Here is a 26,453-nt window from a genome sequence, read left to right on the forward strand (position 1 = left end):
GCAGAACCAGACACCACATCCGATAACAAGACACTCATTGAATCCCCCGATCCCCTCCCCAAACAATACTCGAACACTCGTTCGAGTCAAGGGTATTTTTTCAGACTGGGGAATTGACCCGCGGCAGGGCAGTCGAGGCCAATCCGATGCCGAGCGCAATTGCTGCGATGATCGCGAGCACGCGGCGTTGGGCTTCGAGAAACGCTTCGCCGGCCGCCGCGCGAGTAGATGCGTACGCGGCATCAACTGCCACTTGAACGGATTGGCCCCCGGCGCCGGCAGTTCCTTCGCGGCGACATTCCGGCGCCACCTCCATCGGTGTTCCGGATGCCAATTGACTTGTCGCGCAATCGACAAATGCCTTTTCGGCGATGTCGACCAGGCCGGGATTCACGCCGGCAGCTTCAAGATTCGCAACGTACTCGGGCCGCTCCCCCTGCACTGCTTGCGGAGCTTGCCCCGCGACGAGCGAGAAGAACACCACTCCGATCAAGGCCAGTCCGATCGAGCTGCCAACCTGCTGAACGGTCGGTAGCAGCCCTGACACCGAACCCGCGTGCGCGGGTTCGACCGTCGCGAGGATCGCGGTCTGCAGTGGCGCCACGAACAGTCCGAGCCCTGCGCCCCCGAGGAGGAGAGGACCGGCGAGCGCGAGCCAGCGTGGATCAGTTCCTTCGTGTTCGAGGATGACCGACAACGCGATCAGCGAGCCGGCAAAGACGACCATCCCCAAGATCAGAACGCGGTTTCCAAGCATCCGGTACACCGCGGATGAGAGAACCGCAGCCACGCCCATGCCGACGGCCCACGGGAGCGTCATCACGCCCGCTCGCAATGCGGAGAACCCGAACCCGAACTGAAGCGTGAGACTGATGGTGAAGATCAACGAAGTCAGGGTTCCGAAGAATACGAACGCAAGAACCGCGCCGATCGCGAAGGCTCGGTCGCGGAAAAGCTCCAGACGAAGGACCGGATCGCCGCCTCGTTTCGCCAGACGCGATTCGTAGAGCACAAACGCCAATGCCACCGGCACCGACATCGCGAGCATGACAACAAGACCTGTGGGCCATCCACGCGCCCTTCCCTCGGCCAGGGGAAGGATCAGCAGGAACAGCGCCAGCGATGACAGTGCGGCGCCGATGAGGTCCAGTGAGCGCACATGCTCAGCGCGAGCATCGACGAGATGGAAATACCCGAGAATCAAGGCGGCGATGCCGATCGGAATGTTGACGAAGAAGATCAGGCGCCAGCCCCAGTCGAAGAGATTCCACTCGATCAGCAGCCCGCCGATCAGAGGCCCACTGACCGTTGCGAGCCCGATGGTCGCACCGTAGATCCCGAACACTCGCGGATGCCTGGCCTTCGGAAACAGACCCGAGATGATGGCAAACGTCTGGGCGGACATCGAACCGGCCGCCAACCCTTGCAAACCCCGGAAGACGATCAACATCGTCGCGCTCTGAGCGAGCCCGCACAGCAACGAGGCCGCGACGAATACGAACAGGGCGGTCAGAAAAACAACCCTACGACCGAACAGGTCCCCCAACCTGGCCGCGGTGATCAACGAACACGCAAAAGCCAGGATGTACACGCTGACCATGAGCAACTGCGCCGATACGCCTGCTTGAAGATCGACGGCGATACTCGGAAGCGCGACGTTGACGATCGTCGCGTCGAGCAACTGCATGAACGCCGCCGCCAGACTCGTCGCCAACCCGAGCCAGGGCGTCAGAGAACCAGCTCGCCGTCCGCCCTTGTGGTCGGCGCCGACAGCGTCACCTAAAGGGTCCGGAAGCACCGAATTATCCTAATCGAACAGGACGCTTCTAGAACCTGTTCTTGTTTAGATTGTAGTATTTCGGACAATTCAGTCCCCCAGATGGGATAGTTCGTCGTCTGCCCATTTTCAGAGCAGGCTTCTCGACGACACACGCAGGAGTTCTACTCGATGGATCTGAACTTGATCACCCATTGGCACCCGCTTCCTGGACGGGTAATCGAATGGGGCGTCACGCATGCTTCCGCTCAACGAGCCGCCGAAGCCGAGATCGACCGAGAACTACCCCCGACCACGATGCAGGATCGCCACCTGCGACGCGCCCGCGTCACCGCAGAGAAAGGCGATCCGCAGTCTCCGTGGATCGGTATCGCCTTCGATTTCGCAGGAACACTCGACCGCGACGCCATGACGCGAGCCCTGCAGCGCTACGTCCGTCGCCACGACACGCTGCACAGCTGGTTCTCCTTCGACGAAGCAACCACCGACGCTGCGGACACCGCGTTCGAGGTCCGTCGACACGTGGTGCCGGTCGAGAGCATCGAACTCGAGTACCGCGTCGGCGACGACGTCTCCGAATCCGAGGCGATCCGCGCACTCGTCGCAACCAAGTTCGCAACGGAAACCAGTGCCCTTCAGTGGCCGGCCTTCGTGTTCGGTGCCGTCGAGCACCACCATGCCGACCTCGAAGCCGATCCGAGCTTCACCCTGTTCCACGCAGTCGACCACGCCCATTCGGACATGAACTCGATGGTGCTGATGTACGCGGAATTGCGTCAGCTCTACGCCGCGGAAACGACCGGGTCACATCCCGAACTAGGCCCCGCGGGAAGTTACGCACAGTTCGGTCGCGTCGAACGCGAGCGAACAACCGAACTGACTATGCAGTCCCCCGAAGTGCACCAGTGGCTCGGTTACCTCATGCGCAGCGGCGGCTCGTTCCCCGGATTTCCGCTCCCGCTCGGGGCGGAAGACGCGCCCAAACCGGCTATCGGTTCACGCTTCGACCTGGCCGACGACAATGAGTGCGAAAGGTTCGGTGCGGTCTGTAAAGCCAACGGCGCCAACTTCATCGGTGGAATATTCACCGCCCTCGCGATTGCGGAATTCGAACTGGCCGGACGCGACAAGTACATCGCCCTCTCGCCGGTCAGCACACGAACCGAGGCCGACTCGTTTGCACAGGGCTGGTACATCAACCTGATCCCGGTCGGCATCGACGTCGACGACAAGCGACGCTTCACCGAGTTGGCAAAGCTCGGGCAGCAGGGGTACCACGACGGCAAGGCACTCCTCGATGTCTCTGTGCAGCAAGTCATCGATCTGGTTCTGTCGAGCTTGGCCGAGTCGGATTCCGCACCCGGCGGATTGTCGAAGACGCTCACCCCACCGCCGATCGTCTCGTACATCGACGGCCGCCGCATGCCGGATCCATACAGTTACGCCGAGACGAAGGCAACGGGAATCGTCGGCGGCAAAGAGACTCAGATCGCGTCGATGTGGATCAACCGGATGCACACCGGCACCTGGATCGCCGTGTCCCACCCTGACACCCCCATTGCCCACGAATCGGCCACCCGCTTCGCCGAGCACGTCTCCAAGATCATCAAAACTGTTGCAGCTCAGGGCGACTACTCGTTCTCGGCACCAGAGGGAGCGTCCTGATGCATGTCACCTCGATCGATCGATACGGACTCGAGCCCGGAATCGTCACCGAATGGTCGCTCCAGCCCGCGGACGGCGCCGTCACCGAGTCGGAAGTACCACCGTCTTACAACCAGCATTTCCATCTCGAGACTGCGCGAACACACGGCATGGGCCGGAGTGTGTGGATGGCAGCCGCATTCGACCTTCCCGGAGAACTGAATCGGCCCGCACTCGATCTCGCGCTGCGCCTGTTCATCAGTCGCCATGACACTCTGCACACAGGATTCGAGGTGGGCGAGTTCACCACCACCCGAATGGGACTCGATCCCGACGGCACACACATCGAGACTTCGGAACCTGTGAAGTTCGATTCGACCGAAGACCTCCGAGCGCACCTCAAGAAGCGATTCACGACGGTATGCGATCCACTGACCTTCCCCGCCTACACGTTTGCCACGGTCGAACGCGAAGAGCACTACACGGTCCTGAGCGCCTTCGATCACACCCTCGTCGACGGCTACTCGTTGGTCATCGCTCTCGGGGAACTGCGACAGATCTACGAGGGACTGATCGCCATACCCGAGCTGACCGACCACGAGGCCGTCGACGCAGTGATGAGCCGACTGGGTGACCCGGGAAGTTTCGTGCGGTACTGCGAACTGGAGGCCGACGCTCTGCTTCCCGTCGACAACGACCCTCGAATCCGAGAGTGGGCAAGGTTCTACGAGATTTGTGGTGGCACATCGCCGAGTTTCCCCTTGGATCTCGGCGTCGAGGCAGGAAAGCCCGCGCCTCAGGGCGCCGATGTGCGCGTGCTGCTCGACGAGGAACTGACCGCGACTTTCGACGAGATCTGCCTATCCGCCGGCGGTAGCGTGTTCACCGGAATCCTCACTGCGATGGGACTTTCCGTCCACTCGTTCACCGGACAGGCGACGCTTCCACTGCAATTCCCGCTGCACATCCGCAAAGATCCACGCTGGGCCGACGCCATCGGCTGGCTCACCACGAGCGCGCCGATCACGGTCCAGATCACTCCCGATGCGGATTTCGGTGCATCCCTTGCACATACGCACGCGTCGTTCCGAGTTGCGTTGACGCTCGAGGGCGTCACCATGGCCCAGGTTCGAGATGCTTTGGGCGACAAGATTCGACGCACGCGCACCGACGTCTTCATGGTGTCGTACATCGATTACCGCAAACTACCCGGCACCGACGATCATGATCTCCTCAACGCTCATCACATCAGCAATGTGACGGTCGCCGACGATGCCCAGTTCTGGATTTCGCGAACGAACCGTGGTCTCTCGCTGCGTTCGCGCTTCCCGGACACCGACACGGCAAACGAAACCATGGTGAATTTCCTCACCGATCTCGACCGGATTCTGAGGGAAGTCTGCGCCCGGGGCGTGACGCCGATCGGAAGTGTCACCGAACAATTGAGAGATTCGAGCGTCGGGGCAGGAACACCGAGGATTTAGTGTCGGCAACGGGTACGAGCAGGCAGAACCTGCTTCCGGGCGTCTCCCCTTGCGCGCAGCGCATAGAATCGATCAAGTCCGTGTTCGAACCGAACGATTCGTCTTCAGGAGTACGCCCGTGCCCGTTGCCCCCGATCCCTCAACCGCGTTTGCCGAGTTCGCGCATCCCGACCGTTTGGTCTCGACGGAATGGCTCTCGGCGAATCTCGGTACGCCGGGCCTCAAGGTCGTCGAATCCGATGAAGACGTGTTGTTGTACGACGTCGGCCACATTCCCGGCGCAGTGAAGATCGACTGGCATCTCGACCTCAACGATCCGGTCACCCGCGATTACATCGACGGTGCGAAGTTCGCAGAGTTGATGAACCGCAAGGGCATCAGCCGCGACGACACCGTCGTCATCTACGGCGACAAGAGCAACTGGTGGGCCGCCTACGCACTCTGGGTCTTCACTCTGTTCGGCCACGAGGACGTCCGTCTTCTCGACGGTGGCCGCGATGCGTGGATCGCCGAGAACCGTGACACCGCATTCGACGTTCCCGACATCACGTCAACGGATTACCCGGTCGTCAAGCGCAACGACGCTCCCATCCGCGCATTCAAGGACGACGTACTCGCGCACTTGGGCGACGGGCCGCTCATCGACGTGCGATCTCCGCAGGAGTACACCGGCGAGCGCACCCACATGCCCGACTACCCCGAAGAGGGTGCGTTGCGCGGTGGACACATTCCCAGCGCTCTCAGCATCCCGTGGGCGAAGGCAGCGGCACCGGACAGCCGCTTCCGCACCCGCACCGAACTCGGCGAGATCTACGGCGGTCTGTCGGCCGACGACAACATCGTCGCGTACTGCCGCATCGGTGAGCGTTCCAGCCACACCTGGTTCGTGTTGACCCATCTCCTCGGCTACCCGAACGTTCGTAACTACGACGGTTCCTGGACCGAGTGGGGCAATGCAGTGCGCGTCCCGATCGTCCAGGGCGAAGAGCCCGGCGCAGTTCCTTCCTCCGTATCGGCGTCATGAGCACTCTTCCTTCGGCTCTGGCCGAGATCGTCGACGACTTCGCAGCCGTCGGCGCCTCGGACAAGCTCACTCTTCTTCTCGAGTTCAGCCGAGAGCTACCGCCGTTGCCGGCGGAGCTCGAGCAGAGCGCGATGGAGCCGGTCCCCGAATGTCAGTCGCCGCTGTTCCTCTCGGTCGACGATTCGGATCGCGACAACGTCCGTCTGTACTTCAGCGCGCCCCCCGAGGCTCCCACGACGCGTGGTTTCGCATCGATCCTCGCGCAGGGGCTCGACGGTCACAGCGCGGACGAGATCCTCGGTGTACCCGACGACTTCTATTCGGCGCTCGGTCTCGCAGAAGCTGTGAGCCCGCTCCGTCTGCGCGGAATGTCGGCCATGCTCGCGCGCATCAAGCGGCACTTGCGGGGCTGAAAACATGGAGTTCACCGAACTGGCCGACTATGCGATTCCGGCCGGCGCACTCGTCGAATGGTTGCCGTGCGCAACCGGGCCTTGGGTTCCGGATCCGCGGCCCGTCTCCTACATTCACGAGGCACATCTCAACCGTTCCGCTGCAGGCGCGGGCGACAAGTCTTGGCTGGGAACAGCTTTCGAGATTTCCGGCCCGCTCGACGTCGATGCGTTCCGAGTCGCCCTCGGCCGCTGGATCGACCGTCATGAAGTTCTGCGCTCGCATACCGTCCTCGAGCCCTCGAGTGGCGAGATCACCCGGCACACCGTCCCGATCGGCGGAATCGACATCGGGGTCGTCAGCCACGGCTACGACGCGTCCAGCCAGGACAACTTCGACCACCTTCACCGCCTGTTCGACGATTACGCGTCCCCTCACAGTTGGCCGTCGTACGTCTTCGCGACGTTGACGCCCCGCGGTGGCGACGGTCCGTTCACCGTGTTCTTCGCGGCGGACCACTCGATCATCGACGGTTTCTCGATCGTGCTGGTCGCTCACGAGATCGCAGCGCTGTACCGCGAGGCCTCGACCGGCAGCGCTGCAAATCTGTTTCCGGTCGGCAGCTACGTCGATTTCGGTGCCGTCGAACGCGAGCAGATGGCCGACATGGAAGCCGAGAAGGCTGCGGTGGAGATCTGGCGTAAGGCTCTCGGAACGGACGGGTTACCCCAGTTCCCGCTACCGATCGGTGAACGCGGAACCGATTCTCAGAACGGCCTGTCGACCTGGCTGCTCGACGCCGAGCAGTCCAAGGCCTTCAGTTCGACGTGTGCAGCCGCCGGCGTGGGTTATTTCGCCGGACTACTCGGCGGACTTGCGGCCGTGGGTCGCGAAGTCGCGGGATCCGATCAATTCGAGGTCGTGACGCCGGTTCACACCCGCAGCGCTCAGGAGTGGGCGGGTGCGCTCGGCTGGTTCGTCGGACTGTGCCCGGTCGAGTTCGCCGTTGGATCGGACTGTTCGTTCGGCGACCTCGCGACACGCGCCGCCGAATCGATCGCTTCGGTCAAGCCTGCCGCCGCTGTCCCGTTCGATCGGATCGGTGAGCACCTCGAAACCCCGATTCGACCGCGATTCGTGGTGTCCTACATGGACGTTCGCTTTGTACCCGAGGCCGCACAGTGGCCCGAATGGAACGCCAGAGCACTTCGAAGCAAGGCATACACGCACGACGTCTACATCTGGATCAACCGCACACCCCAAGGCCTCAATCTCGCAGTCAGGTATCCAGGCAACGAGACGGCGAACGCCGCGGTTCACGCCTACGTGGCCGCACTGCGCCGGACCGTCGAAGAAATCGTCGCCGAACCGGACACCGGCACCTCCGGCAGCTACTCATCGGTAGTTTTCGAAACCGTTTCCTAAGCCGGAGTGGGCTTTAGCGATCCGGTTACAGCCAGCGCCGAAGCGATGCATACACTCCGAAGTGATGCCAATCCCCCGATGGTGAAATCCCAGAGGAATACACCGCGGAGACAGACTATGCGAACCACAGGAGGCTCAGTGCCCAGTCATGCCAGCGCGCACATTACGAAGGTGCTTGTCGCGAACCGCGGTGAAATCGCGGTACGGGTCATCCGGGCGGCCAAGGATGCCGGCTACGGCAGCGTTGCCGTTTACGCCGAGCCCGACGCAGAAGCGCAGTTCGTGAAGCTCGCAGACGAGGCATTTGCCCTCGGCGGACAGACGTCCGCCGAGTCCTACCTCGTGTTCGACAAGATCCTCGATGCCGCCAAGAAGTCCGGCGCCGACGCCATCCACCCCGGCTACGGCTTCCTCTCCGAGAACGCCGACTTCGCCCAGGCCGTCATCGACGCGAACCTCATCTGGATCGGTCCGTCACCGCAGTCCATCCGCGACCTCGGCGACAAGGTCACGGCACGCCACATCGCAGAACGCGCGAAGGCTCCGATGGCTGCCGGCACCAAGGACCCCGTCAAGGGCGCAGACGAGGTCGTCGCATTCGCCAAGGAATACGGCGTACCGGTTGCGATCAAGGCTGCCTTCGGCGGCGGTGGACGCGGCATGAAGGTCGCCCAGACCATCGAGGAAATCCCCGAGCTGTTCGAGTCGGCCACCCGTGAGGCCATCGCAGCCTTCGGTCGCGGCGAGTGCTTCGTCGAGCAGTACCTGGACAAGGCCCGCCACGTCGAGGCTCAGGTCATCGCCGACCAGCACGGCAACGTCGTCGTCGCCGGTACCCGCGACTGCTCACTGCAGCGTCGCTTCCAGAAGCTCGTCGAAGAGGCTCCGGCTCCGTTCCTGACGGACGACCAGCGCGCACGCATCCACGCGTCCGCCAAGGCCATCTGCAAGGAAGCCGGCTACTACGGCGCCGGAACGGTCGAGTACCTGGTTCAGGGCGACACCATCTCCTTCCTCGAGGTCAACACCCGCCTGCAGGTCGAGCACCCCGTCACGGAAGAGACCGCGGGCATCGACCTGGTGCGTCAGCAGTTCCTCATCGCCAACGGCGAAGAACTCTCCATCAAGGAAGATCCCACCCCGCGTGGACACTCCTTCGAGTTCCGCATCAACGGTGAAGACGCCGGCCGCGGCTTCATGCCCGCCCCCGGCCCGGTCTCTGTCTACCGTGAGCCCACGGGCCCCGGCGTCCGCGTCGATTCCGGTGTCGTCGCCGGCGACGTCATCGGCGGACAGTTCGACTCCATGCTCGCCAAGCTCATCGTCACCGGCGCCACCCGCGAAGAAGCCCTCCAGCGGGCATCGCGCGCTCTGGCCGAGTTCGAGATCGACGGCCTCGCGACCGTCCTCCCGTTCCACCGCCACATCGTCGAGAACCCGGCGTTCGTCGGTGACGGCGAGAAGTTCGACATCTACACCAAGTGGATCGAAACCGACTGGGAAAACACCATCGAGCCGTACGCCGGTTCCGGTGCACCGGTCGACGACGAGGACGAGGCTCTGCCGCGTCAGAACGTCGTCGTCGAGGTCGGTGGACGTCGCGTCGAGGTTTCCCTCCCGGGCCAGTTCTCGCTCGGCAACGGCGGCGGCGCAGCATCCGGTGCCATCCGCAAGAAGCCGAAGGCACGCAAGCGCGGCGGCGCCGGCGGCGGCGCAGCATCCGGTGACGCCGTCACCGCTCCGATGCAGGGCACCGTCGTCAAGGTCGCAGTGACCGAAGGCCAGGAAGTCGCCGAAGGCGACCTGATCGCGGTTCTCGAAGCCATGAAGATGGAAAACCCCGTCAACGCGCACAAGGCCGGTGTCGTCACCGGACTGTCCGTCGAGCCGGGTGCAGCAATCACGCAGGGAACGGTTCTCGCAGAACTGAAGTAAGGCCTCCGGCCCCGTGCGCCTTTCCGGTAGTCCCCACTACCGGAAAGGCGCACAGTCGTTTGAGTAGGCTGTAACGATGGCTGACGTCCCCGACATTCGCATCGGCACTGCAGAACGCGAGCAGGCACTCGATCTCCTGAGCGAGCACTTCGCCGCAGGCCGCCTCACCGTCACGGAGTTCGACGAGAGAAGCGGAATCGTCAGTGCCGCAACAACTCGCAGTGAACTCGTTCCGGTGTTCGCCGATCTACCGGGCAACTATCAAGCTCCAGGCACCGCTCCCCTGTCGATGGTGACACCTCCCGCCGCACCGGCGGAGCGACGATTCAACCCCGACTGGTCCGGTCGCGTCATGGCCGTCATCCCGATTCTCGCGGTGATCCTGTTCTTCGTCACCGGTACCTGGTTGTGGTTCCTCGCGATTCCCCTCGCCGGTGCACTGCTGTTCGGTACCGACAGGGAACGCAAAGCCAAGCGTCGCCGCGAGCGGGACTCCGACTGATGGAGCCGATCGAGATCAACGCAGGCGGATGGTATCTGCGAGCACTGCGCGCAGACGAGCGTGTGGACGACCGCCCTGCCCTTGCCGACGGCGGTATCACCGACCCCGATTACGTGAGTCAGCGGAGCGCTCAGTGGCACGAAAACAGCGTCTACTCCTGGGCCGTGTGCCAGCCCAACACCGGTGAGCTTCTCGCCGAGGTCGTTCTGACGCCTCTCGACTCCACCGCCCTGCTGACCGGCTGGGCCCGCGACGGGCACACCGAGGCGCTCACGACAGCCGCCGACGCCGTCACCAGATTCGCCGAAGGTGCACTCGGACTCGTCGTCGTCGAGGGGCAGACGAATTGAAGAACAACCGATACTGGCCGCTGGCGATCGCCGTGGTCATTGCCCTGATCATGCTCTTCTCCCCGGGCTCCACCGTCCCGTCGAGCCCGGAGAACACCGACAAGATCACTCACACGTTGATGTTCGCGGTGCTGGCGATCACCTCGTTGCACGCCCGGATCCCGGCGTGGATCACCGCGGTCTGGCTCGTGATTTTTGCTGCGACGTCCGAGGTTCTTCAAGCAGCGCTGCCCATTTCGCGTTCCGGTTCGATCTGGGACGGCACCGCCGACCTGCTCGGCATCGCCATCGGGATCGGTATCGTCAGCCTCGTGATGCGGCGTCGAACGGCCCGCGACGACGAGCCGAGCAGGTCCTGATCAGCTGAGCAGGTTGCTCCGCAATTGTTCCTGGGTCGACGCGTCGATCTTCAGGCCGTCGGTGAAGTAGGCCTCGATCGATCCGTGGACCTGCGCAAGCTCTGCCATCGACGCCTCCAGGTACTCGCGCCTGACACCGAGGACACCTTCGAGCAGGGTCGGATCGATACCCTTGGCCTCGAATCGCTCGAGGAGCGGCGCGAACATCGGCAACAGAACCTTGTTGGTTTCGAGGTAGTCCGCGAAGACCGCGTCCTCGGAGGCACCCAGGAACAGCAGTAGCGCGGCTGCGGCCCAGCCCGTGCGGTCCTTGCCCGTGGTGCAGTGAATGAGTGCCGGCGAGCTGGGCGGCTGCGCCAAGTCGACGAACAGTTGCCGGTACGACGTGACCGCACTCGGCAAGGTCACGAAATCGCGGTAACTTCCCTGAAAGTACTCGAGCGCCTGGCCGCCGCCCAACGCTTCGGCAGCAAACGCCGGGTCGGCGATCATCTGCTGCATTTGAGCCGGAATGGCGCGATACTGCTTGTCCGCCAATACGTCCAGGCCGAGTTCTCGGATTCCGTCCGGCGTCAGATCCGGCGCCGTCTCGCGTTCGGACTCGGTGCGCAGATCGTAGATCGTGACGATGCCCAGATCGGCGAGGGTCTGTGCGCCCTCCGCACTGAGCGATGCCAGATCGGTGGAACGAAACACACTCCCGGTGCGGATGGTGCCACCGAAGCTCGATTCGGGGCCTCCGATGTCTCGGAGGTTCGCCAGGGACGGTACGACGGAAGACAGCTTGGGAGTATCGGTCATACCTAAGAATGTATCTGTCACCGGAAAAGGACCGCCGGAGAAATAAGATCGAGACACATCATCTCCCGTAATTGCTGCGCTACAGATCCGTAACATGCTCAAGTAATCCTGTGGACATGCCTACAACGAATTCCAGTGGTCTCGGAGCCTTCGATACGCTCGGTGACCACCAGGCAGTCGCGGCGCTGCTCGAGTGTTGCCATTCCGCCGTGTGGGCACAGGAAATCGCCTCGTCTCGCCCGTTCACCGATCTGGAAGCTCTGTTCGACAAAGCAGATGCGGTGCTGGCCGAGCTTCCCGAGTCCGAGATCGACGACGCTCTGTCCGGCCACCCACGAATCGGTGAGCGAAGCGAAAGCGCGGCCTCGACCCGTGAACAGTCGGAAGTCTCGTCCGCGACAGAAGACGTCCTCGCGGAACTTCGACAGAAGAACGCCGAGTACGAAGAGACATTCGGCCATGTTTACCTGGTCTGCGCGTCGGGGAAATCTGGAACGGAGCTCCTCGACATCCTTCGAGGCCGTCTCCGAAACGACCCGGCGACCGAGCGTTCCGTGCTTCGAACCGAATTGGCCGCCATCAATCGAATCAGACTTGCCCGTCTGATCGATTCACTCGCCGGAGGCGCAGCATGAGCAAGACCCTGAGCACGCACGTTCTCGACGCGACGACGGGCATTCCCGCGGCGGGGATTCGCGTCGAACTTCGTGATCGAGACGGCGTCACGATCACCAGCGCCGAGACCGACTCCGACGGCCGCATCCCCGAACTTGCTCCTGGTGGTCTGGTCACCGGTCACTACACCCTGACTTTCGACACGGGAACGTATTTCGAGACCAACGGACAAGAGAACTTCTACCCGGAAGTGACAGTGACCTTCCGGGTGGACGACACGGCGCGGGGCTATCACGTCCCACTGTTGCTGTCGCCCTTTGCTTATTCCACCTATCGCGGGAGCTGAACACGTGACTACCGAAAACATCACGACCGGCAACATCACGACCGGTGTTACAAGCACCGACCGGTTGAGCGGATCCATCGAACTTACCGGTCACCAGTACGGCAAAGCTGAGAACAGGGTAGTCCGAATCTACCGCGACACTCCTCGTCACGAGATCCACGACATCAACGTCTCCACCTGCCTGCGTGGAGATTTCGCCGACGCGTACCTCACCGGCGATCAGTCGAAGGTTCTGCCGACCGACACGCAGAAACAAACGGCCTATTCCTACGCCAAGGAAAAGGGTCTGATCTCGATCGAGACGTACGGACTCGAACTCGCCCGTCATTTCGTCGACGACATCGAACCGGTCAGTGGCGCGCGGATCGAGATCGAGGAATACGCTTGGGAGCGTGCGATTGTCGACGGCAGCGAGCACGACTACACCTGGATTCGGAAGGGTCAGGAAGTTCGGACGGCGTCGATCACAATCTCCGATACTGGGACAGCCGATGCCGGGACGTGGGTGATCGGCGGCTTGAAGGACCTGGTGATCCTCAAATCGACCGGTAGTGAGTTCTCGGGTTTCCTCGAAGACCCGTACACGATCCTCGAGCCGACAGACGACCGCGTCATGGCGACGACGTTGGTCGCCCAGTGGCGATTCGTCACCACCGACGTCGACTGGGAATCGGTCTACGTGGGTATCAAGGCACAAATCGTCAAACAGTTCGCGCAGGTGCATTCACTTGCCTTGCAGCAGACGCTCTTCCACATCGGCAAAGCAATTCTCGAAGAGTTTCCGATCATTGCCGAGGTTCGACTGTCGGCACCCAACAAGCATCATTTCGAATATGCACTCGGCCGCTTCGGAGTCGAGAACGACAACGAGGTGTTCCACGCCGCCGATCGTCCGTACGGGCTGATCCAAGCTGCGGTCAGCCGATCCGACGCACCAGACGCGGGGCCGTCGTGGACACCCTATTCAGGTTGGTTGTCGTGACCGACCCGGCCCTCGGGACCACTCTCGTCGTCGCCAATGCCCATGTGGTCACGATGGACAGCGAGCGTTCCGAGTACCCCGACGGCTACGTCGTGATCTCGGGCAACAAGATTGTCGACGTGGGGGCCGGAAAGGCTCCCGTGTACCCCAATGCGCACGTGATCGACGGCAACGGTTGCCTGATCACGCCCGGTCTGGTGAACACACATCATCATCTCTACCAATGGATCACCCGTGGCCTGGCAGCAGACTCGACGCTCTTCGAGTGGCTGACCACGCTGTACCCCGTCTGGGCGGGTATCGACGCCGACGCCGTCCACGTGGCGGCCACCGGCGGACTCACCTGGTTGGCAAAAACCGGATGTACGACCACCACCGACCACCACTACGTCGTTCCCCGCGACGCCGGCGACGTTTTCGAAGCCGAGATCACCGCCGCTGCGCAGGTTGGCCTTCGATTCCACCCGTGTCGTGGGTCGATGGACCTCGGTCAGAGTTCCGGCGGACTGCCACCGGATCACGTCGTGGAAAAACTCGACGACATCCTGACCGGCACGCAGTCGGTGATCGACCGCTGGCACGATCCGAACGCGGGGTCGATGCTGCAGATCGCGGTAGCTCCCTGCTCACCCTTCTCGGTGACGGAGTCACTGCTCCGAGAGTCCGCGACGCTGGCCCGCGAAAACGGCGTGCGAATGCACACGCATCTCGCCGAGACCCTGGACGAGGAGAGCTTCTGCCGAGAGCTTTTCGGTTGCACGCCGGTCGAATACATGGAGCGCGTCGGCTGGGTGGGCCCGGACGTCTGGTACGCCCACGCAGTCCATCTCGACGACGCCGGTATCGAGACGATGGCGCGATCCGGAACTGCGGCGGCGCACTGTCCGACCTCCAATGCGCGCCTGGGGGCCGGTATCGCCCGTGCCGCCGATCTGGTGAAGGGCGGGGTCACCGTGGGGCTCGGTGTGGACGGCGCGGCGAGCAACGAAGCATGCAGTCTGATCGAGGAGTCTCGTCATGCGCTTCTGTTTGCTCGTGCCAAGGGCGGTCCGCAGACGATGACGGTGCGAAAAGCATTGGAATTGGGAACGATCGGCGGCGCACGAGTTCTGGGCCGCGAGGGCGAGATCGGATCGATCGAGGTCGGAAAACTTGCCGACCTGGCGGTGTGGAAACTCGACACCGTCGCGCATGCCGGCATCACCGATCCGGTGGCGGCGCTCGTACTCGGCTCGACGCCCCCGCTGAAGTTACTACTCGTCAACGGGCGAATCGTAGTTGCCGACGGACGAGTCACCACCGTCGACGAGGACGTCGTGGCCTCGGATGTCGCACGCGCACACCGCGACCTACTCGGAAAGGCTTGAGGCAGCGATGGATCTGCACAGCGTCGACGAAGTTCTGGTGCCGCGGACCCGCGCCGAGCTCCCCTGTGCCTCACCCGGTATCGGGTTCATCGGCGGCGGCACCTGGCTGTACTCGGAACCGCAGCCGCACCTGACCACTCTTGTCGACCTTGCGGGCTTCGACTGGAAAGCTGTCGCGGTCGGCGATCTCGGTCTCGAAATCGCGGCCACCTGCACCATCGAGGAACTGTGCCGTGCCGATCTTCCCACCTCATGGTCCGCCGCAGCGCTGTTCCAACACTGCGCTGACGCACTGCTCGCATCGTGGAAGGTGTTGCGATACGCGACAGTCGGCGGCAACATCGCGCTCTCCTTCCCGGCCGGAGCGATGACGACTCTGTGCACCGCTCTCGATGCCGAACTGACGATCTGGCGTCCGGACGGTACCGAATACTCAGTCCCCGTAGTCGATTTCGTCATCGACGATTCTCGCAACGTGCTCGGCCCCGGCGAGATCATCCGCAGTATCCGGATTCCCGTGCATGCACTGACCGCACGTACCGCGATGCGAAAGCTGGCACAGACGTCACTCGGGCGATCGGCCGTAGCCGTTGCCGGACGCTGCGGTGCCGACGGTTTCACACTGGCGATCACCGCCGCGACCCGCCGTCCGTACGCTCTGAAATTCGACGAACTCCCCGACGCCGCTGCACTTGCGGATGCGTTGCACAGCAGGATTCCGGAAGACGCCTACTTCACCGATGTCCATGGAACTGCGCCGTGGCGGAAGGCGATGACTGACCTTCTCGCCGAAGAAATCCGAGGTGAACTGGAATGAAGTACTCGGTGGACGGAGTTCCCCGCGACGACCAGCCCCGCCCAGGACAGTGCCTGCGAACCTTCCTCCGCGAGCACGGAGCGAACTCCGTCAAGAAGGGGTGCGATGCCGGAGACTGCGGCGCCTGCTCGGTTCTGGTCGACGGACACCCCACCCATTCGTGCATATTTCCCGCCCACCGCCTCGGCGGCCGCGACGTCGTCACCGCCGCCGGCCTCGGAACACCGGAGAAACTTCACCCCATTCAACAGGCATTCGTGGACGCCGGTGGATTCCAATGTGGTTTCTGTACAGCGGGAATGGTAGTCACCGCATCAGCGCTGTCGGTCGAACAAAAATCCGATCTCGCGTGCTCGATGAAAGGTAACCTGTGCCGTTGCACCGGTTATCGGTCCATTCGTGACGCCCTCGCGGGTACATCCAATACCGAGACCGCCAAAACAGGCGGGGCACAAGGGCGTTCCATCGCAGCCCCGGCGTCCGCACGCATCGCCACGGGGACCGAGCAGTACACCATGGACTTCTCCCCGGGTGAGAAGCCGATCGGCCTGCTTCACGTCGCAGTACTCGGCAGTCCGCACGCACATGCACACATAACCCGGATAGACACGGCAGCAGCGGAAGCGGCGCCGGGCGTCGCCGCGGTCCTCACCTTTCAGGACAGTCCGGACGTGCTGTTCTCGACCGCCCGGCACGAGGACCGCAACGACGATCCGGACGATACGCGGGTGTTCGACAGGACCGTCCGTTTCCGCGGCCAGCGCGTCGCCGCGGTCATCGCCGAAACCCCGACGCAAGCGGAACGTGCGCTCTCGCTGATCGAAGTCGACTACGAGGTACTCGACGCGGTATTCGAACCAGATCTGGCGCGTTCCCCCGGCGCTCCGCTCCTGCACGGCGACAAAGACGAGAGCTCGCGGATCGCAGAAGTCCCTCGCAACGTGGTTGCCGCGCTTCACGATGGTGTCGGCGATCTGGACCGTGCGCTCGCGGATGCCACTGCAGTCGTCGAAGGTACGTGGAAAACTGCGCGAGTCCAGCACGTGGCCTTGGAAACTCACGGCGCAGTGGGGTGGCTCGACGAGGACGGCCGTCTCGTCATCAGAAGCAGCACACAGGTGCCGTTTCTGGTTCGGGACGAATTGGCGCACATCTTCGATCTCGATCGCAGCCGAATCCGGGTGTTCGCCAAGCGGGTAGGTGGAGGCTTCGGCGGGAAGCAGGAACTACTCACCGAAGATCTGGTCGCACTCGCCGTCCTGCGAACGGGTAGGCCCGTTGCTTACGAGTTCAGCCGCAGCGATCAGTTCACCATCGCACCGTCACGGCACCCGATGCGAGTTTCGGTTCGCGCCGGCGCCGATGCCGACGGAACTCTCACTGCACTGGCCATCGACGTCCTTTCCGACGCCGGGGCGTACGGGAACCATTCGATCGGAGTCATGTTCCACGGTTGCGCCGAATCCATGGCAGTCTATCGCGCTGCAACCAAACGCGTCGACGCCGAAGCGGTCTACACGAACAACGTTCCGTCCGGCGCCTTCCGTGGTTACGGGCTCGGCCAGATCATCTTCGCCGTCGAGTCGGCCATGGATCAGCTCGCTGATCGTCTCGGCATGGACCCCTTCGAGTTTCGGCGGCGAAACGTCGTCGTACCCGGAGACGATTTTGTCGACTGGCACGTCGAGGACGGTGATCTCGAATTCGGCAGCTACGGACTGGACCAGTGCATCGACCTCGTCGACAGTGCACTGTCGAGCGGACGCGGGGAGGCTGCACCGGCAGGGTCGCGTTGGCAGATCGGTCGGGGCATGGCAATTGCCATGATCGCGACGATCCCGCCGCGTGGTCACTTCTCCGACACCACCGTCGCACTCGAGGCCGACGGTCGGTACGTCGTGAACATCGGCACCGCTGAGTTCGGCAACGGAACCACCACGATTCACCAACAGATCGCGGCCACCGAATTGCGGACGACAGTCGATCGCATCACGATTGTTCAATCCGACACCGATGCCGGCGGATACGACACCGGAGCATTCGGGTCGACGGGAACGGTGGTCGCCGGCAAGGCGCTCCTGATCGCCTGCGAGCGCCTTCGCGAGCGGATACTGACCCGTGCGGTGCGATTGAGTGGCCGCGGCGCGCAGATCGACGATCTTTCGCCGGACGGGGTCGAAACGTCCCACGGTTGCCTCGATTTCGCGACGTTACTCGAAGGTGGCCCGCTCGCCGCTGACGGTCGCCACGACGGAACACCGCGCTCGGTCTCGTTCAACGTTCACGGTCTTCGCGTTGCCGTCGACACGGATACCGGCCGGGTGAAGATCCTGCAGTCGGTTCAGGCCGCCGATGCCGGCACCGTCATGAACCCGGCACAACTGCGAGGGCAGGTGGAAGGCGGTGTGGGACAGGCCCTCGGCGCTGCACTGTCGGAGGAAATCGTCATCGAAGAAGGCCGAGTGATCAATCCTCAGCTACGCAATTACCACGTTCCACAGATCGGAGATTTGCCGATCACCGAAGTACTGTTTGCCGACACGTACGACAAACTCGGGCCTTTCGGCGCAAAATCGATGAGTGAGGCCCCCTTCAATCCGGTAGCACCGGCGTTGGCAAACGCGATAGCCAACGCGTGTGGAGTGCGTATGTACTCCACACCGATGACACCGGATCGAGTGTGGAGCGAACTCCAGGCCAGAGCCTAGACTTCGCGCTCGAGCACTCGCTCGACTGCGTCGACCGCGTCGTCCAACTCACCGGTGGTCACCGTCAGCGCGGGACGGAATCTGATTCCTCTCTTCCCGGTTGGCAGTATCATCACATGCTCGTCTTCTCGCAGTCGCTGGACGACGCGATCACGAAGGTCCCTGTCCGCCAAGGTAATCGCGCACATCAGACCACGACCGCGCGGCTCGGTCGCCGCCGCGTAGCGCCCGCAGACTTCGGTCAACCGGGCAAGGAGATGCGCACCCGTGAATCGCGCGCGGTCGATCAGTCGGTCCTGCTCGATGACTTCGAGTATCCGCCGGGCGCGCACCATGTCGGTGAGGTTGCCACCCCACGTCGAATTGATCCGGGAACTGACGTGAAACACATTGTCGTGCACTTCATCCACTCGACCGCCGGCCATGATGCCGCACACCTGCGTTTTCTTACCGAAGGCCACCACATCCGGATGCAATCCCAATTGCTGATAGGCCCAAGCGGTTCCGGTGATTCCGCATCCCGTTTGCACCTCGTCGAGAATGAAGAGGGCGTCATTCTCACGACACAGCTCTTGCATCGCCTGCAGGAATTCCGGCCTGAGGTGATGGTCACCGCCTTCGCCTTGGATCGGCTCGGCGATGAAACAGGCTATATCGTCGGGGTTGTCGGAAAACGCTCGGCGCGCTTGGTCGAGAGCTTTCCTCTCCGCAGCTTCGACATCGCGACCGTCTGCGAGATACGGCGAGTCGATCCGGGGCCAGTCGAACTTGGGGAATCTCGCGACCTTGCCCGGTTCGGTATTGGTGAGCGACATCGTGTATCCGCTCCGACCGTGGAAGGCCTCGGTCAAATGCAGGACCTTCGTCCCCAGATCGCTTGACAATCCACGGCTTTCGTTCAACCGACTCTTCCAGTCGAAGGCAACCTTGAGCGCATTTTCCACCGCAAGTGCCCCACCGTCCACGAAGAACAAGTGAGGGAGCGCCGAATCCCCCAGGACCCGAGCGAAAGCCGCGACGAAGCGCGCCATAGGCTCGGTGTAGATGTCGGAATTACTCGGCTTGTTGGAGGCTACAACGGCCAATTCCTGCTGAAATTCCTCGTCGTCGGTGATCGCCGGGTGATTCATCCCCAGGGAGGAAGAGCCGAAGAAACCGAACATGTCCAGAAACTCGGTGCCGTCTCGCAGGTCGCGGAGATACGAACCTTGCGACCTTTGCACATCGAGAATCAGATCGAATCCGTCGACGAGAATGCTGGCCTTCAGCACCTCGTAGACCGGAAAGAGCGCACTGTCACCGAAGTCTCGCATCGCAGTACTCATACTGCGAAGATTATGTCAATTTTACGAAAGTGTCGATAGGAGGCCGTAAAAGTTACGGAACACTCGTCATTCGTCGTAAAAAGTTTGTAGGATGATGGTGCTTCGCGTGTTGACGTTGGCTGCCGTACGGATCTCCTGCAGCAATCGCTCCAACGCGCGAGGTGACGCCACTCGGACCAGGAGGACGTAGCTTTCGCTCCCGGCCACGGAGTGACACGAGACTACGGCCGGTAGATGACGCAAGCGAGCAGGCGCATCGTCGGGCTGCGAAGGATCGAGAGGAGTGATGGCGACAAATGCGGACAGATTATGACCGAGTGCCTCCGGATCGATCTTCGCCGAGTAGCCACGGATCACCTTGCGAGACTCCAATCGACGCACTCTCGACTGGACTGCAGAGATCGAGAGTCCTGCCTTCTCAGCAAGACTCGCGAGAGTGGCACGGCCGTCCAAGACCAATTCACGCATCAAAAGTCGATCGGTTTCGTCGACCGGAACCCCGGCAGCGTCACTGGTTTCTGTTTCTCGCACCTGCGCAGGCTAACGCAATCGGACATTCGTATGGTTGAAACCTGGGAGCTACGTGCACGGTTCGCAGCGGCCCTCGCCAAGATGTATGGCGACGAGGTCCCTGCTTACAACACCTTGGTAGATGTAACGATGCAGGTGAACCGTGATTTTGCCGCCGAACATCCGGATTCGGCGGAGCGCCTGGGCAGCCTGGCGAGAGTCAGCGCCGAGCGTCACGGCGCCATCAGACTGGGGACTCTCGACGAACTACGTGACGTAGCCACCGTCTTCGGCGGATTCGGTATGTTTCCGGTCGGCTACTACGACCTCCGGCTCACCGACTCCCCCATTCCCGTTGTCTCGACGGCGTTTCGCCCCACCGAACCTGCCGAACTCGCCCGGAACCCGTTCCGTGTTTTCACTTCGGTACTGACCGGCTCCGATTCCAGGTTCTTCGACACCGACCTCGCGCGTCGGATCACCGGGTTCCTGCGTCGCCGCACCCTGTTCTCTCCAGAACTTCTGCAGTGGGCACGGCAAGCGAACCGCGAGCGCGGCCTACCTGAGCCCGAGGCGACACAATTCGTCGAAGCGGCGACCTCGGCGTTTCGGCTCGGCACCGATCCCATCGACGCCGGTTGGTATCGCGAACTTGCCGCGATCTCACCTGTTGCCGCAGACATCGCCGGCCAGGGCTCGACACATGTCAACCACCTCACCCCGCGAGTGCTCGACATCGACGAGTTGTACCGCCGAATGACCGAGCGCGGCATCATCATGATCGACCGCATCCAAGGCCCACCGAGATGGAATGGACCGCCACTGCTTCTGCGGCAGACGTCGTTTCGCGCACTCGCCGAAGACAGACGTTTTCGGCGGCCGGACGGATCGGTCACCACAGAACCTGTCCGCGTCAGATTCGGCGAGGTCGAGGCACGCGGAATCGCGTTGACCCCCAGCGGGCGTGCGATCTACGACCGACTGATCGCAAAGCCCGCGGACGCCGACTGGGACAGCGAATTTCCGCACACCGAGGACGGACTCGACGACGCGGGGTTGGCGTACTTCACGTTCCGAAACGAAGGAACTGTTGTCGTCCGCGACCCGATCGTCTACGAGGACTTCCTACCGGCGTCCGCGGCCGGGATCTTCGCGTCCAATCTCGATTCCGTGACCGGATTCGTTTCCGATGCGCCCGGCGCCGAATACGGGCAGGATCGATTGGAGGGCGCCCTCGACCGCACCATCGAAGATCCGTTCGAGCTGTACCGCGCACAACAAGAGGCATCACGTGCCCTGCTTTCTCCCGCCAACAACCACTCCCGCCTACAAACACTCCCGCCTTCAAACACAGAGGACTCCCCGTGAACCTGCCTGATCCTTCGAGCCTCGCCGATCGCGCCGAGAGAGCCCTCGCTGCCTGTGGCGTCGAGTGGCCCGCCGGTGATCTGAGCGCACACACGCCGATCACCGGCACACAGCTGCGTACGGTCCGGCAGCACTCCGGCCGAGAGGTCGACGACGCCGTCGAGGCGGCTCATCGAGCGTTCCTCACCTGGCGCACCGTCCCCGCTCCGGCGCGCGGCGCGGTGGTGCGGCGGCTGGGCAGCCTACTTACCGAGCACAAGGAGGATCTCGCGGAGATCGTGACGCTGGAGGCAGGCAAGGTCACCTCGGAAGCTCTAGGCGAGGTACAGGAGATGATCGACATCTGCGAGTTCGCGGTCGGTCTCTCCAGGCAGCTCTACGGGCGCACCATGCCGTCCGAACGTCCCGGCCACCGGTTGTCGGAAACGTGGCACCCGCTCGGCGTTGTCGGGGTCATCTCTGCGTTCAACTTTCCGGTAGCGGTGTGGTCGTGGAATACCGCCATTGCTCTGGTCTGCGGCGACTCCGTCGTCTGGAAGCCTTCGGAAACCACTCCGTTGACCGCTCTGGCATGTCATGCGCTCCTGCGGCGTGCGCTCGCGGATTGTGAAGCACCGATCGACGTGCACCAGTTGGTCGTCGGCGGACGTGACGTCGGTGAGGCGCTGGTGGACAACCCACTCGTGGCCTTGGTCAGCGCCACGGGTTCTGTGCGGATGGGCCGCGCCGTGGCTCCGCGGGTCGCCGCGCGCTTCGGACGAAGTCTTCTGGAGTTGGGTGGGAACAACGCCGCAGTCGTCACGCCGTCGGCGGATCTCGAGCTTGCCGTGCGCGGAATTGTCTTCTCCGCCGCGGGAACTGCCGGGCAGCGCTGCACCTCACTGCGCCGACTCATCGTTCACGAGTCGATCGCCGACAACGTCGTCGATCGCATTGCGTCCGCGTACGCGCAACTCCAGGTCGGTAGTCCCTTCGATTCCGGTGTTCTGGTCGGACCGCTGATCAACGAAGCCGCGTACGAGGCAATGCAGAAGTCCCTCTCGGCCGCGCGCGGCGACGGCGGAACCGTGGTGTGTGGCGGTGATCGCGTCGGCGAATCCGGGTTCTACGTGACACCTGCTCTCGTTCGCATGCCCGCACAGACCGAGGTGGTACGGGCGGAAACATTTGCACCCATCCTCTATGTCTTGACCTACACCGACTTCGACGACGCTATTGCGCTGCACAACGGTGTACCTCAAGGACTTTCATCCTCGATCTTCACACTCGATCAGCGAGAAGCAGAGCGCTTCCTCGCCGCCGACGGCTCCGATTGCGGCATCGCGAACGTGAACATCGGAACGTCCGGTGCGGAGATCGGCGGCGCATTCGGCGGCGAGAAGGAGACGGGCGGCGGACGCGAATCGGGTTCGGATTCATGGAAGGCCTACATGCGCCGAGCCACCAATACCGTCAACTACTCGGACCAGTTGCCGCTGGCTCAAGGCGTCGAGTTCGGCTGAACGCGTTCTGGGCAAAATCGGCGATCGCTTCGATCAACTCCGGGAGCGTCGACAACTGCGGGGCGTGGTCGGTGTCCAGGCTGACCACCTGGGCACCGGGAACAAGTTTTTGCATGGCACGTTGAGCTTCGATCGGCACGGTTCGATCGAGCGTGCATTCGACATACAAACGCGGGACGGTTCCGAATCGTTCTTCCGTCCAGACGGGTGCCATCAGGCGGGCCGACTCCAGTTGTGGAACGAGCATGCGGGCGGCGAAGATCGCATCAGCCACCGGCGCTTCGTGGAAGAACACAGCGGCACCGGCTTCGGGCGGAACCACCGTCGCATTCCCGTCGTCCACGGGGACCAACCAACGTGAGATCCCGACCGGACTTGCCAGACCGACTTCGATGCAGAGCATCCCGAAGTCCATCTGCGATGGAAGCATCATCCCCGCGACGTAAACAAGACCCGCTACCCGCGAAGGCAGTAACTCAGCCACCTGCGAGGCCACGATGCCTCCGCCGGAGTGACCGACGAGGGTGCACTGCCCGTCCAGGGACTCGACGACTGCCACAACATGTTCGGCAACTACGTCGAGATCGATCACGTCGTCGGGGTTCCAACTTCCCGAGCCTGGAAGCTCCACCACAACGGGATTGAAGCCGGCCGATGTCAGTGGGCCACACACACGATCCCAGACCCAACCGCCGGCCCACGCTCCGTGGATGAGGACGATGTTCCGTGCACTCACTGCTTGATCTCGAGCTCTGCAGCCGAAAGTACCCGAGCCGCCTCACGACCTGCGGCGGCGTTGGACTTTCCCTGCCTCGACCCGGCCAATTTGGCCTTGATGTGATCGCGAACGGTAATGGATTCGTACTCCAAGCCGGAGTCGTCCTGAAAACTCGGCAGAGTCGCAATCACCGCGTCGACGTTTCCGTCGTGGAAGAAGGCCGCCGATCGCCGACGCTTGATGGTGCCGTTCACCACCGGAGGCGCAACTCGGTGCAGCGTGGACATCCACCTGTCGTTGGTCAGTCGCGCGGTGAGATCCCCGAGATTGACCAGTAGCGCGCCGTCGACCGGCCAGACATCGTGCCAGCGTCGGTCGCTCCCGAGTACTTGCAAACCTTCGACCTGATCCGCCCACAGCACGGTGACCAGCCCGAAATCGGTATGTTCGCCCATACCCTTCAACTCACCGTCCAATGTCACCGTCCCTTCGGGTAATGCGTAGTTGTTCATCCGCAGTACGTCGATGGAATGATCGGTGATCGACTCGAAGAATCCTGGGGTCAGACCGAGCGCATCTTCGAAAATGGTGGTCAGTGTGCGTGCCACCCGCTCGCCATGGGCATAGTAATTCTCCACTCGTTCCGTGAAACCTGGCACTGCGGGCCACAGATTGATTCCGTAATCATCCTCCGACAGTTCGAGTTCGGTGAATGATCTGGCTTCGGTTCCGACGTTGAAGGCCTCGAAGAAGTCATTCATCCGAGTCGCGGATTCGACGCCGAGGCTCAAGCTCAGCGACTCGCTCTTGGGCGGGCTGTACCCACGATTCGCGCCCTCGATTCGGTAGCCCGACTTCGTCTCCATCGGCAGTCCGAAGAAGTCGTCCATGGCTTCGGCGAGGCCGGAAGAAACATCGGTCGGAACACCGTGGCCCCGAATCTGGATGAAACCGACAGTCCGACAGGCATGGTCGACTTCGGCGGCCACTCGCGCCTTGTCCTGGTCGGCACCACCGAGCACGTAGGGCGAGATGTCGATGACGGGAACTTCGAAGGGATCAGACTGGGACGATGACACTGGCGTCTCCTGCAGAGCTGGTAGCGGGTTCAGGAAGGCTCTCTCGCGATCGCCTCGCGAGTTCACCGAGTCGGGTGTGATTGAACAGCAGATTGAGTGAAAAGGCAGAGGCCGCAGCCAAGGTGATGCCGCTACCGAGGAGGATCTGAGCCGAGGAGGGGAATCGCTCGAACATCCCCTCCGCAAATTCCGGCAGAATACCGATTCCGACGGATACAGCAGCGATCGTGGTGTTGATCGGGTCACTGAGATCGACCTTGCGCAGTGTGTTGATTCCGACCACGGCGACAGTGGAGAACAAGATGATTCCGACGCCGCCGACCACCGGATCAGGCAGGGCTGCAACTACTTCACCCATTCGCGGGATGAGGCCGAGGACGATCAGAATGGCACCGCTGGTAGCGGTCACGTACCGGCTGTACACCCGGGTCGTGGCAACGGCGCCGACATTCTGCGAGAAAACGGTGTCGACAAAGGCATTGAAGATTCCGCCCAGAACTCCCGACATGCCGTCGGCCACCAGCCCGCGTGCGAGATCTGCTTTTTTCAAAGGCTTTCCGGTGATCTCGCTGACCGCCAGCATGCTCGCCGTCGATTCTGCGAAGACGACTGCCATGACGATACTCATCGCCACCACGGCGGTGACGGGAAACTCCGGAGCGCCGAAGTGGAACGGCATCGGGAAGCCCACCCAGGCCGAGCCGCCGACGCCACTCAGATCGATCAGACCCATCGGGATGGCGATCACGGTACCGATCACCAGTGCCATCAGTACACCGAGTTGCGTCCACATCCCGCGACCGAGGCAGATGAACGCCACCGCGACCACAACGACTGCGGCAGCCAGCGCCAGATTCTTCGGATCGGCGAACGACGGGGAGGTCGGGTCGTTTCCGACGATCAGTCCTCCCGCGACACCGATCAACGAGATGCCGATGACTGTGAGGACGACGCCGGTGACCAGGGGTGGGAAGTATCGGACGATTTTGGCGAACGGGACGGCCAACGCTATGCCGACCACGCCACCGACCAGCATGGACCCGTACACGGCCTGCAGGCCGTACTCCTTGGCGATCAGAATCATCGGCGTCAGCCCGGCGAACGTCGCACCGCAGACGATCGGCAGGCGGACACCGGCAACCTTGCCGACGCCCAGGCTCTGAATGATCGTGATGATGCCTGCAACGAGCAAGTCCGCACTGATCAGCATCGCGACCGTGCTGCGGTCCAGCCCGACTGCGGCACCGAATACCAGCGGAACCGTGATGCAACCGGTGTACATGATGAGGACGTGCTGAAGAGCAAAAGCAGACTGGCGGGCAATGGGGAGCCGCTGGTCGACTGGATGGATGGCCATGCGCCGATCTCCGTCCGAAGCTGGAAGTGTTTCGTGTACGGGACTATTCAGCACGTCGATAATTT

Annotated in this window: 24 protein-coding genes; 17 read left to right on the forward strand and 7 right to left on the reverse strand. The window is 62.5% G+C overall.

The genetic code is table 11. The annotated features are described in order from the left end of the window. Nucleotides 1-100: 100 nt before the first annotated feature. A complete protein-coding gene (locus H7C86_RS23630) occupies nt 101-1,798 on the reverse strand; it encodes an MFS transporter (protein ID WP_019747749.1) in 1,698 nt (565 codons plus the stop codon). 150 nt (nt 1,799-1,948) lie between these two features. Here H7C86_RS23630 and H7C86_RS23635 point away from each other — a divergent pair, with 150 nt between their 5' ends. The 9 genes from H7C86_RS23635 (at nt 1,949) to H7C86_RS23675 (ending at nt 10,893) form a co-directional block, all read left to right on the forward strand. Further along, nucleotides 1,949-3,442 carry a condensation domain-containing protein gene (locus tag H7C86_RS23635; RefSeq protein ID WP_020907077.1) on the forward strand — a complete coding sequence of 498 codons (1,494 nt, stop codon included), beginning with the start codon at nt 1,949-1,951 and terminating at the stop codon, nt 3,440-3,442. Beyond that, nucleotides 3,442-4,905, forward strand: coding sequence for a condensation domain-containing protein (locus H7C86_RS23640; RefSeq protein ID WP_020907076.1), 1,464 nt, complete (start codon nt 3,442-3,444; stop codon nt 4,903-4,905). The genes H7C86_RS23635 and H7C86_RS23640 overlap by 1 nt, the downstream gene beginning before the upstream one ends. A 118-nt stretch (nt 4,906-5,023) precedes the next feature. After that, nucleotides 5,024-5,929 (forward strand): sulfurtransferase, encoded by a 906-nt coding sequence (locus H7C86_RS23645; protein ID WP_019747746.1) that lies wholly within the window; start codon nt 5,024-5,026, stop codon nt 5,927-5,929. Further along, nucleotides 5,926-6,342, forward strand: coding sequence for a SufE family protein (locus H7C86_RS23650; protein ID WP_019747745.1), 417 nt, complete (start codon nt 5,926-5,928; stop codon nt 6,340-6,342). The genes H7C86_RS23645 and H7C86_RS23650 overlap by 4 nt, the downstream gene beginning before the upstream one ends. Nucleotides 6,343-6,346: 4 nt before the next feature. Further along, entirely contained in the window at nt 6,347-7,747 is a 1,401-nt protein-coding gene (locus H7C86_RS23655; protein ID WP_020969197.1) for a condensation domain-containing protein, read from the forward strand. A gap of 138 nt (nt 7,748-7,885) precedes the next feature. Beyond that, complete coding sequence (locus H7C86_RS23660) at nt 7,886-9,682, forward strand: acetyl/propionyl/methylcrotonyl-CoA carboxylase subunit alpha (protein ID WP_019747743.1); 1,797 nt, start codon at nt 7,886-7,888, stop codon at nt 9,680-9,682. A gap of 76 nt (nt 9,683-9,758) precedes the next feature. Beyond that, a complete protein-coding gene (locus tag H7C86_RS23665; protein WP_020907074.1) occupies nt 9,759-10,184 on the forward strand; it encodes a DUF1707 domain-containing protein in 426 nt (141 codons plus the stop codon). Next, nucleotides 10,184-10,534, forward strand: coding sequence for a hypothetical protein (locus H7C86_RS23670; RefSeq protein ID WP_003940792.1), 351 nt, complete (start codon nt 10,184-10,186; stop codon nt 10,532-10,534). The genes H7C86_RS23665 and H7C86_RS23670 overlap by 1 nt, the downstream gene beginning before the upstream one ends. Beyond that, nucleotides 10,531-10,893, forward strand: coding sequence for a VanZ family protein (locus H7C86_RS23675; protein ID WP_019747741.1), 363 nt, complete (start codon nt 10,531-10,533; stop codon nt 10,891-10,893). The genes H7C86_RS23670 and H7C86_RS23675 overlap by 4 nt, the downstream gene beginning before the upstream one ends. Here the strand turns inward: H7C86_RS23675 and H7C86_RS23680 are convergent, their stop codons facing one another. Continuing rightward, the gene (locus H7C86_RS23680; RefSeq protein ID WP_021343698.1) at nt 10,894-11,694 is read right to left on the reverse strand and encodes a tyrosine-protein phosphatase; all 801 of its coding nucleotides are present in this window, start codon (nt 11,692-11,694) and stop codon (nt 10,894-10,896) included. A gap of 116 nt (nt 11,695-11,810) precedes the next feature. Here H7C86_RS23680 and uraD point away from each other — a divergent pair, with 116 nt between their 5' ends. The 6 genes from uraD to H7C86_RS23710 all read left to right on the forward strand — a co-directional run bounded on the left by uraD (nt 11,811) and on the right by H7C86_RS23710 (nt 18,529). Beyond that, a complete protein-coding gene (gene uraD, locus H7C86_RS23685; protein WP_020907071.1) occupies nt 11,811-12,329 on the forward strand; it encodes a 2-oxo-4-hydroxy-4-carboxy-5-ureidoimidazoline decarboxylase in 519 nt (172 codons plus the stop codon). Then, entirely contained in the window at nt 12,326-12,655 is a 330-nt protein-coding gene (gene uraH, locus H7C86_RS23690; RefSeq protein WP_020907070.1) for a hydroxyisourate hydrolase, read from the forward strand. The genes uraD and uraH overlap by 4 nt, the downstream gene beginning before the upstream one ends. A 64-nt stretch (nt 12,656-12,719) precedes the next feature. Further along, nucleotides 12,720-13,637 (forward strand): factor-independent urate hydroxylase, encoded by a 918-nt coding sequence (gene pucL, locus H7C86_RS23695; protein WP_024487453.1) that lies wholly within the window; start codon nt 12,720-12,722, stop codon nt 13,635-13,637. Between the two features lie 53 nt (nt 13,638-13,690). Further along, nucleotides 13,691-15,004 (forward strand): 8-oxoguanine deaminase, encoded by a 1,314-nt coding sequence (locus H7C86_RS23700; RefSeq protein WP_259349287.1) that lies wholly within the window; start codon nt 13,691-13,693, stop codon nt 15,002-15,004. Nucleotides 15,005-15,011: 7 nt separating this feature from the next. Next, nucleotides 15,012-15,821: an FAD binding domain-containing protein gene (locus H7C86_RS23705; RefSeq protein ID WP_029537912.1), complete on the forward strand. Its 810-nt coding sequence runs from the start codon at nt 15,012-15,014 to the stop codon at nt 15,819-15,821. Next, nucleotides 15,818-18,529, forward strand: coding sequence for a molybdopterin cofactor-binding domain-containing protein (locus H7C86_RS23710; protein ID WP_182262342.1), 2,712 nt, complete (start codon nt 15,818-15,820; stop codon nt 18,527-18,529). The genes H7C86_RS23705 and H7C86_RS23710 overlap by 4 nt, the downstream gene beginning before the upstream one ends. Here the strand turns inward: H7C86_RS23710 and lat are convergent. Beyond that, nucleotides 18,526-19,854: an L-lysine 6-transaminase gene (gene lat / locus H7C86_RS23715; protein WP_182262343.1), complete on the reverse strand. Its 1,329-nt coding sequence runs from the start codon at nt 19,852-19,854 to the stop codon at nt 18,526-18,528. The genes H7C86_RS23710 and lat overlap by 4 nt on opposite strands. 66 nt (nt 19,855-19,920) lie before the next feature. Next, entirely contained in the window at nt 19,921-20,385 is a 465-nt protein-coding gene (locus tag H7C86_RS23720) for an Lrp/AsnC family transcriptional regulator (protein ID WP_019747732.1), read from the reverse strand. 30 nt (nt 20,386-20,415) lie between these two features. Between H7C86_RS23720 and H7C86_RS23725 the strand changes: the two genes are divergently transcribed. Together H7C86_RS23725 and H7C86_RS23730 are read left to right on the forward strand one after the other, a co-directional pair. Then, nucleotides 20,416-21,732, forward strand: coding sequence for a VOC family protein (locus tag H7C86_RS23725; RefSeq protein WP_021343690.1), 1,317 nt, complete (start codon nt 20,416-20,418; stop codon nt 21,730-21,732). After that, a complete protein-coding gene (locus H7C86_RS23730; protein ID WP_021343689.1) occupies nt 21,729-23,234 on the forward strand; it encodes an aldehyde dehydrogenase family protein in 1,506 nt (501 codons plus the stop codon). The genes H7C86_RS23725 and H7C86_RS23730 overlap by 4 nt, the downstream gene beginning before the upstream one ends. Here the strand turns inward: H7C86_RS23730 and H7C86_RS23735 are convergent. From H7C86_RS23735 to H7C86_RS23745, 3 genes are read right to left on the reverse strand one after another with little or no spacing between them, the layout of a single operon-like run. Next, complete coding sequence (locus tag H7C86_RS23735; RefSeq protein WP_031333145.1) at nt 23,185-23,970, reverse strand: alpha/beta fold hydrolase; 786 nt, start codon at nt 23,968-23,970, stop codon at nt 23,185-23,187. The two genes, H7C86_RS23730 and H7C86_RS23735, sit on opposite strands and share 50 nt — an antisense overlap. Next, nucleotides 23,967-25,031, reverse strand: coding sequence for an isopenicillin N synthase family oxygenase (locus H7C86_RS23740; protein ID WP_182262344.1), 1,065 nt, complete (start codon nt 25,029-25,031; stop codon nt 23,967-23,969). Before H7C86_RS23740 ends, H7C86_RS23735 begins: the two co-directional genes overlap by 4 nt. Continuing rightward, the gene (locus tag H7C86_RS23745) at nt 25,012-26,388 is read right to left on the reverse strand and encodes a uracil-xanthine permease family protein (RefSeq protein WP_021343686.1); all 1,377 of its coding nucleotides are present in this window, start codon (nt 26,386-26,388) and stop codon (nt 25,012-25,014) included. Before H7C86_RS23745 ends, H7C86_RS23740 begins: the two co-directional genes overlap by 20 nt. Nucleotides 26,389-26,453: the final 65 nt, after the last annotated feature.

It is taken from the genome of Rhodococcus sp. UFZ-B548 (genome assembly GCF_903819475.1).
In the GTDB taxonomy this organism is placed as follows: domain Bacteria; phylum Actinomycetota; class Actinomycetes; order Mycobacteriales; family Mycobacteriaceae; genus Rhodococcus_F; species Rhodococcus_F erythropolis.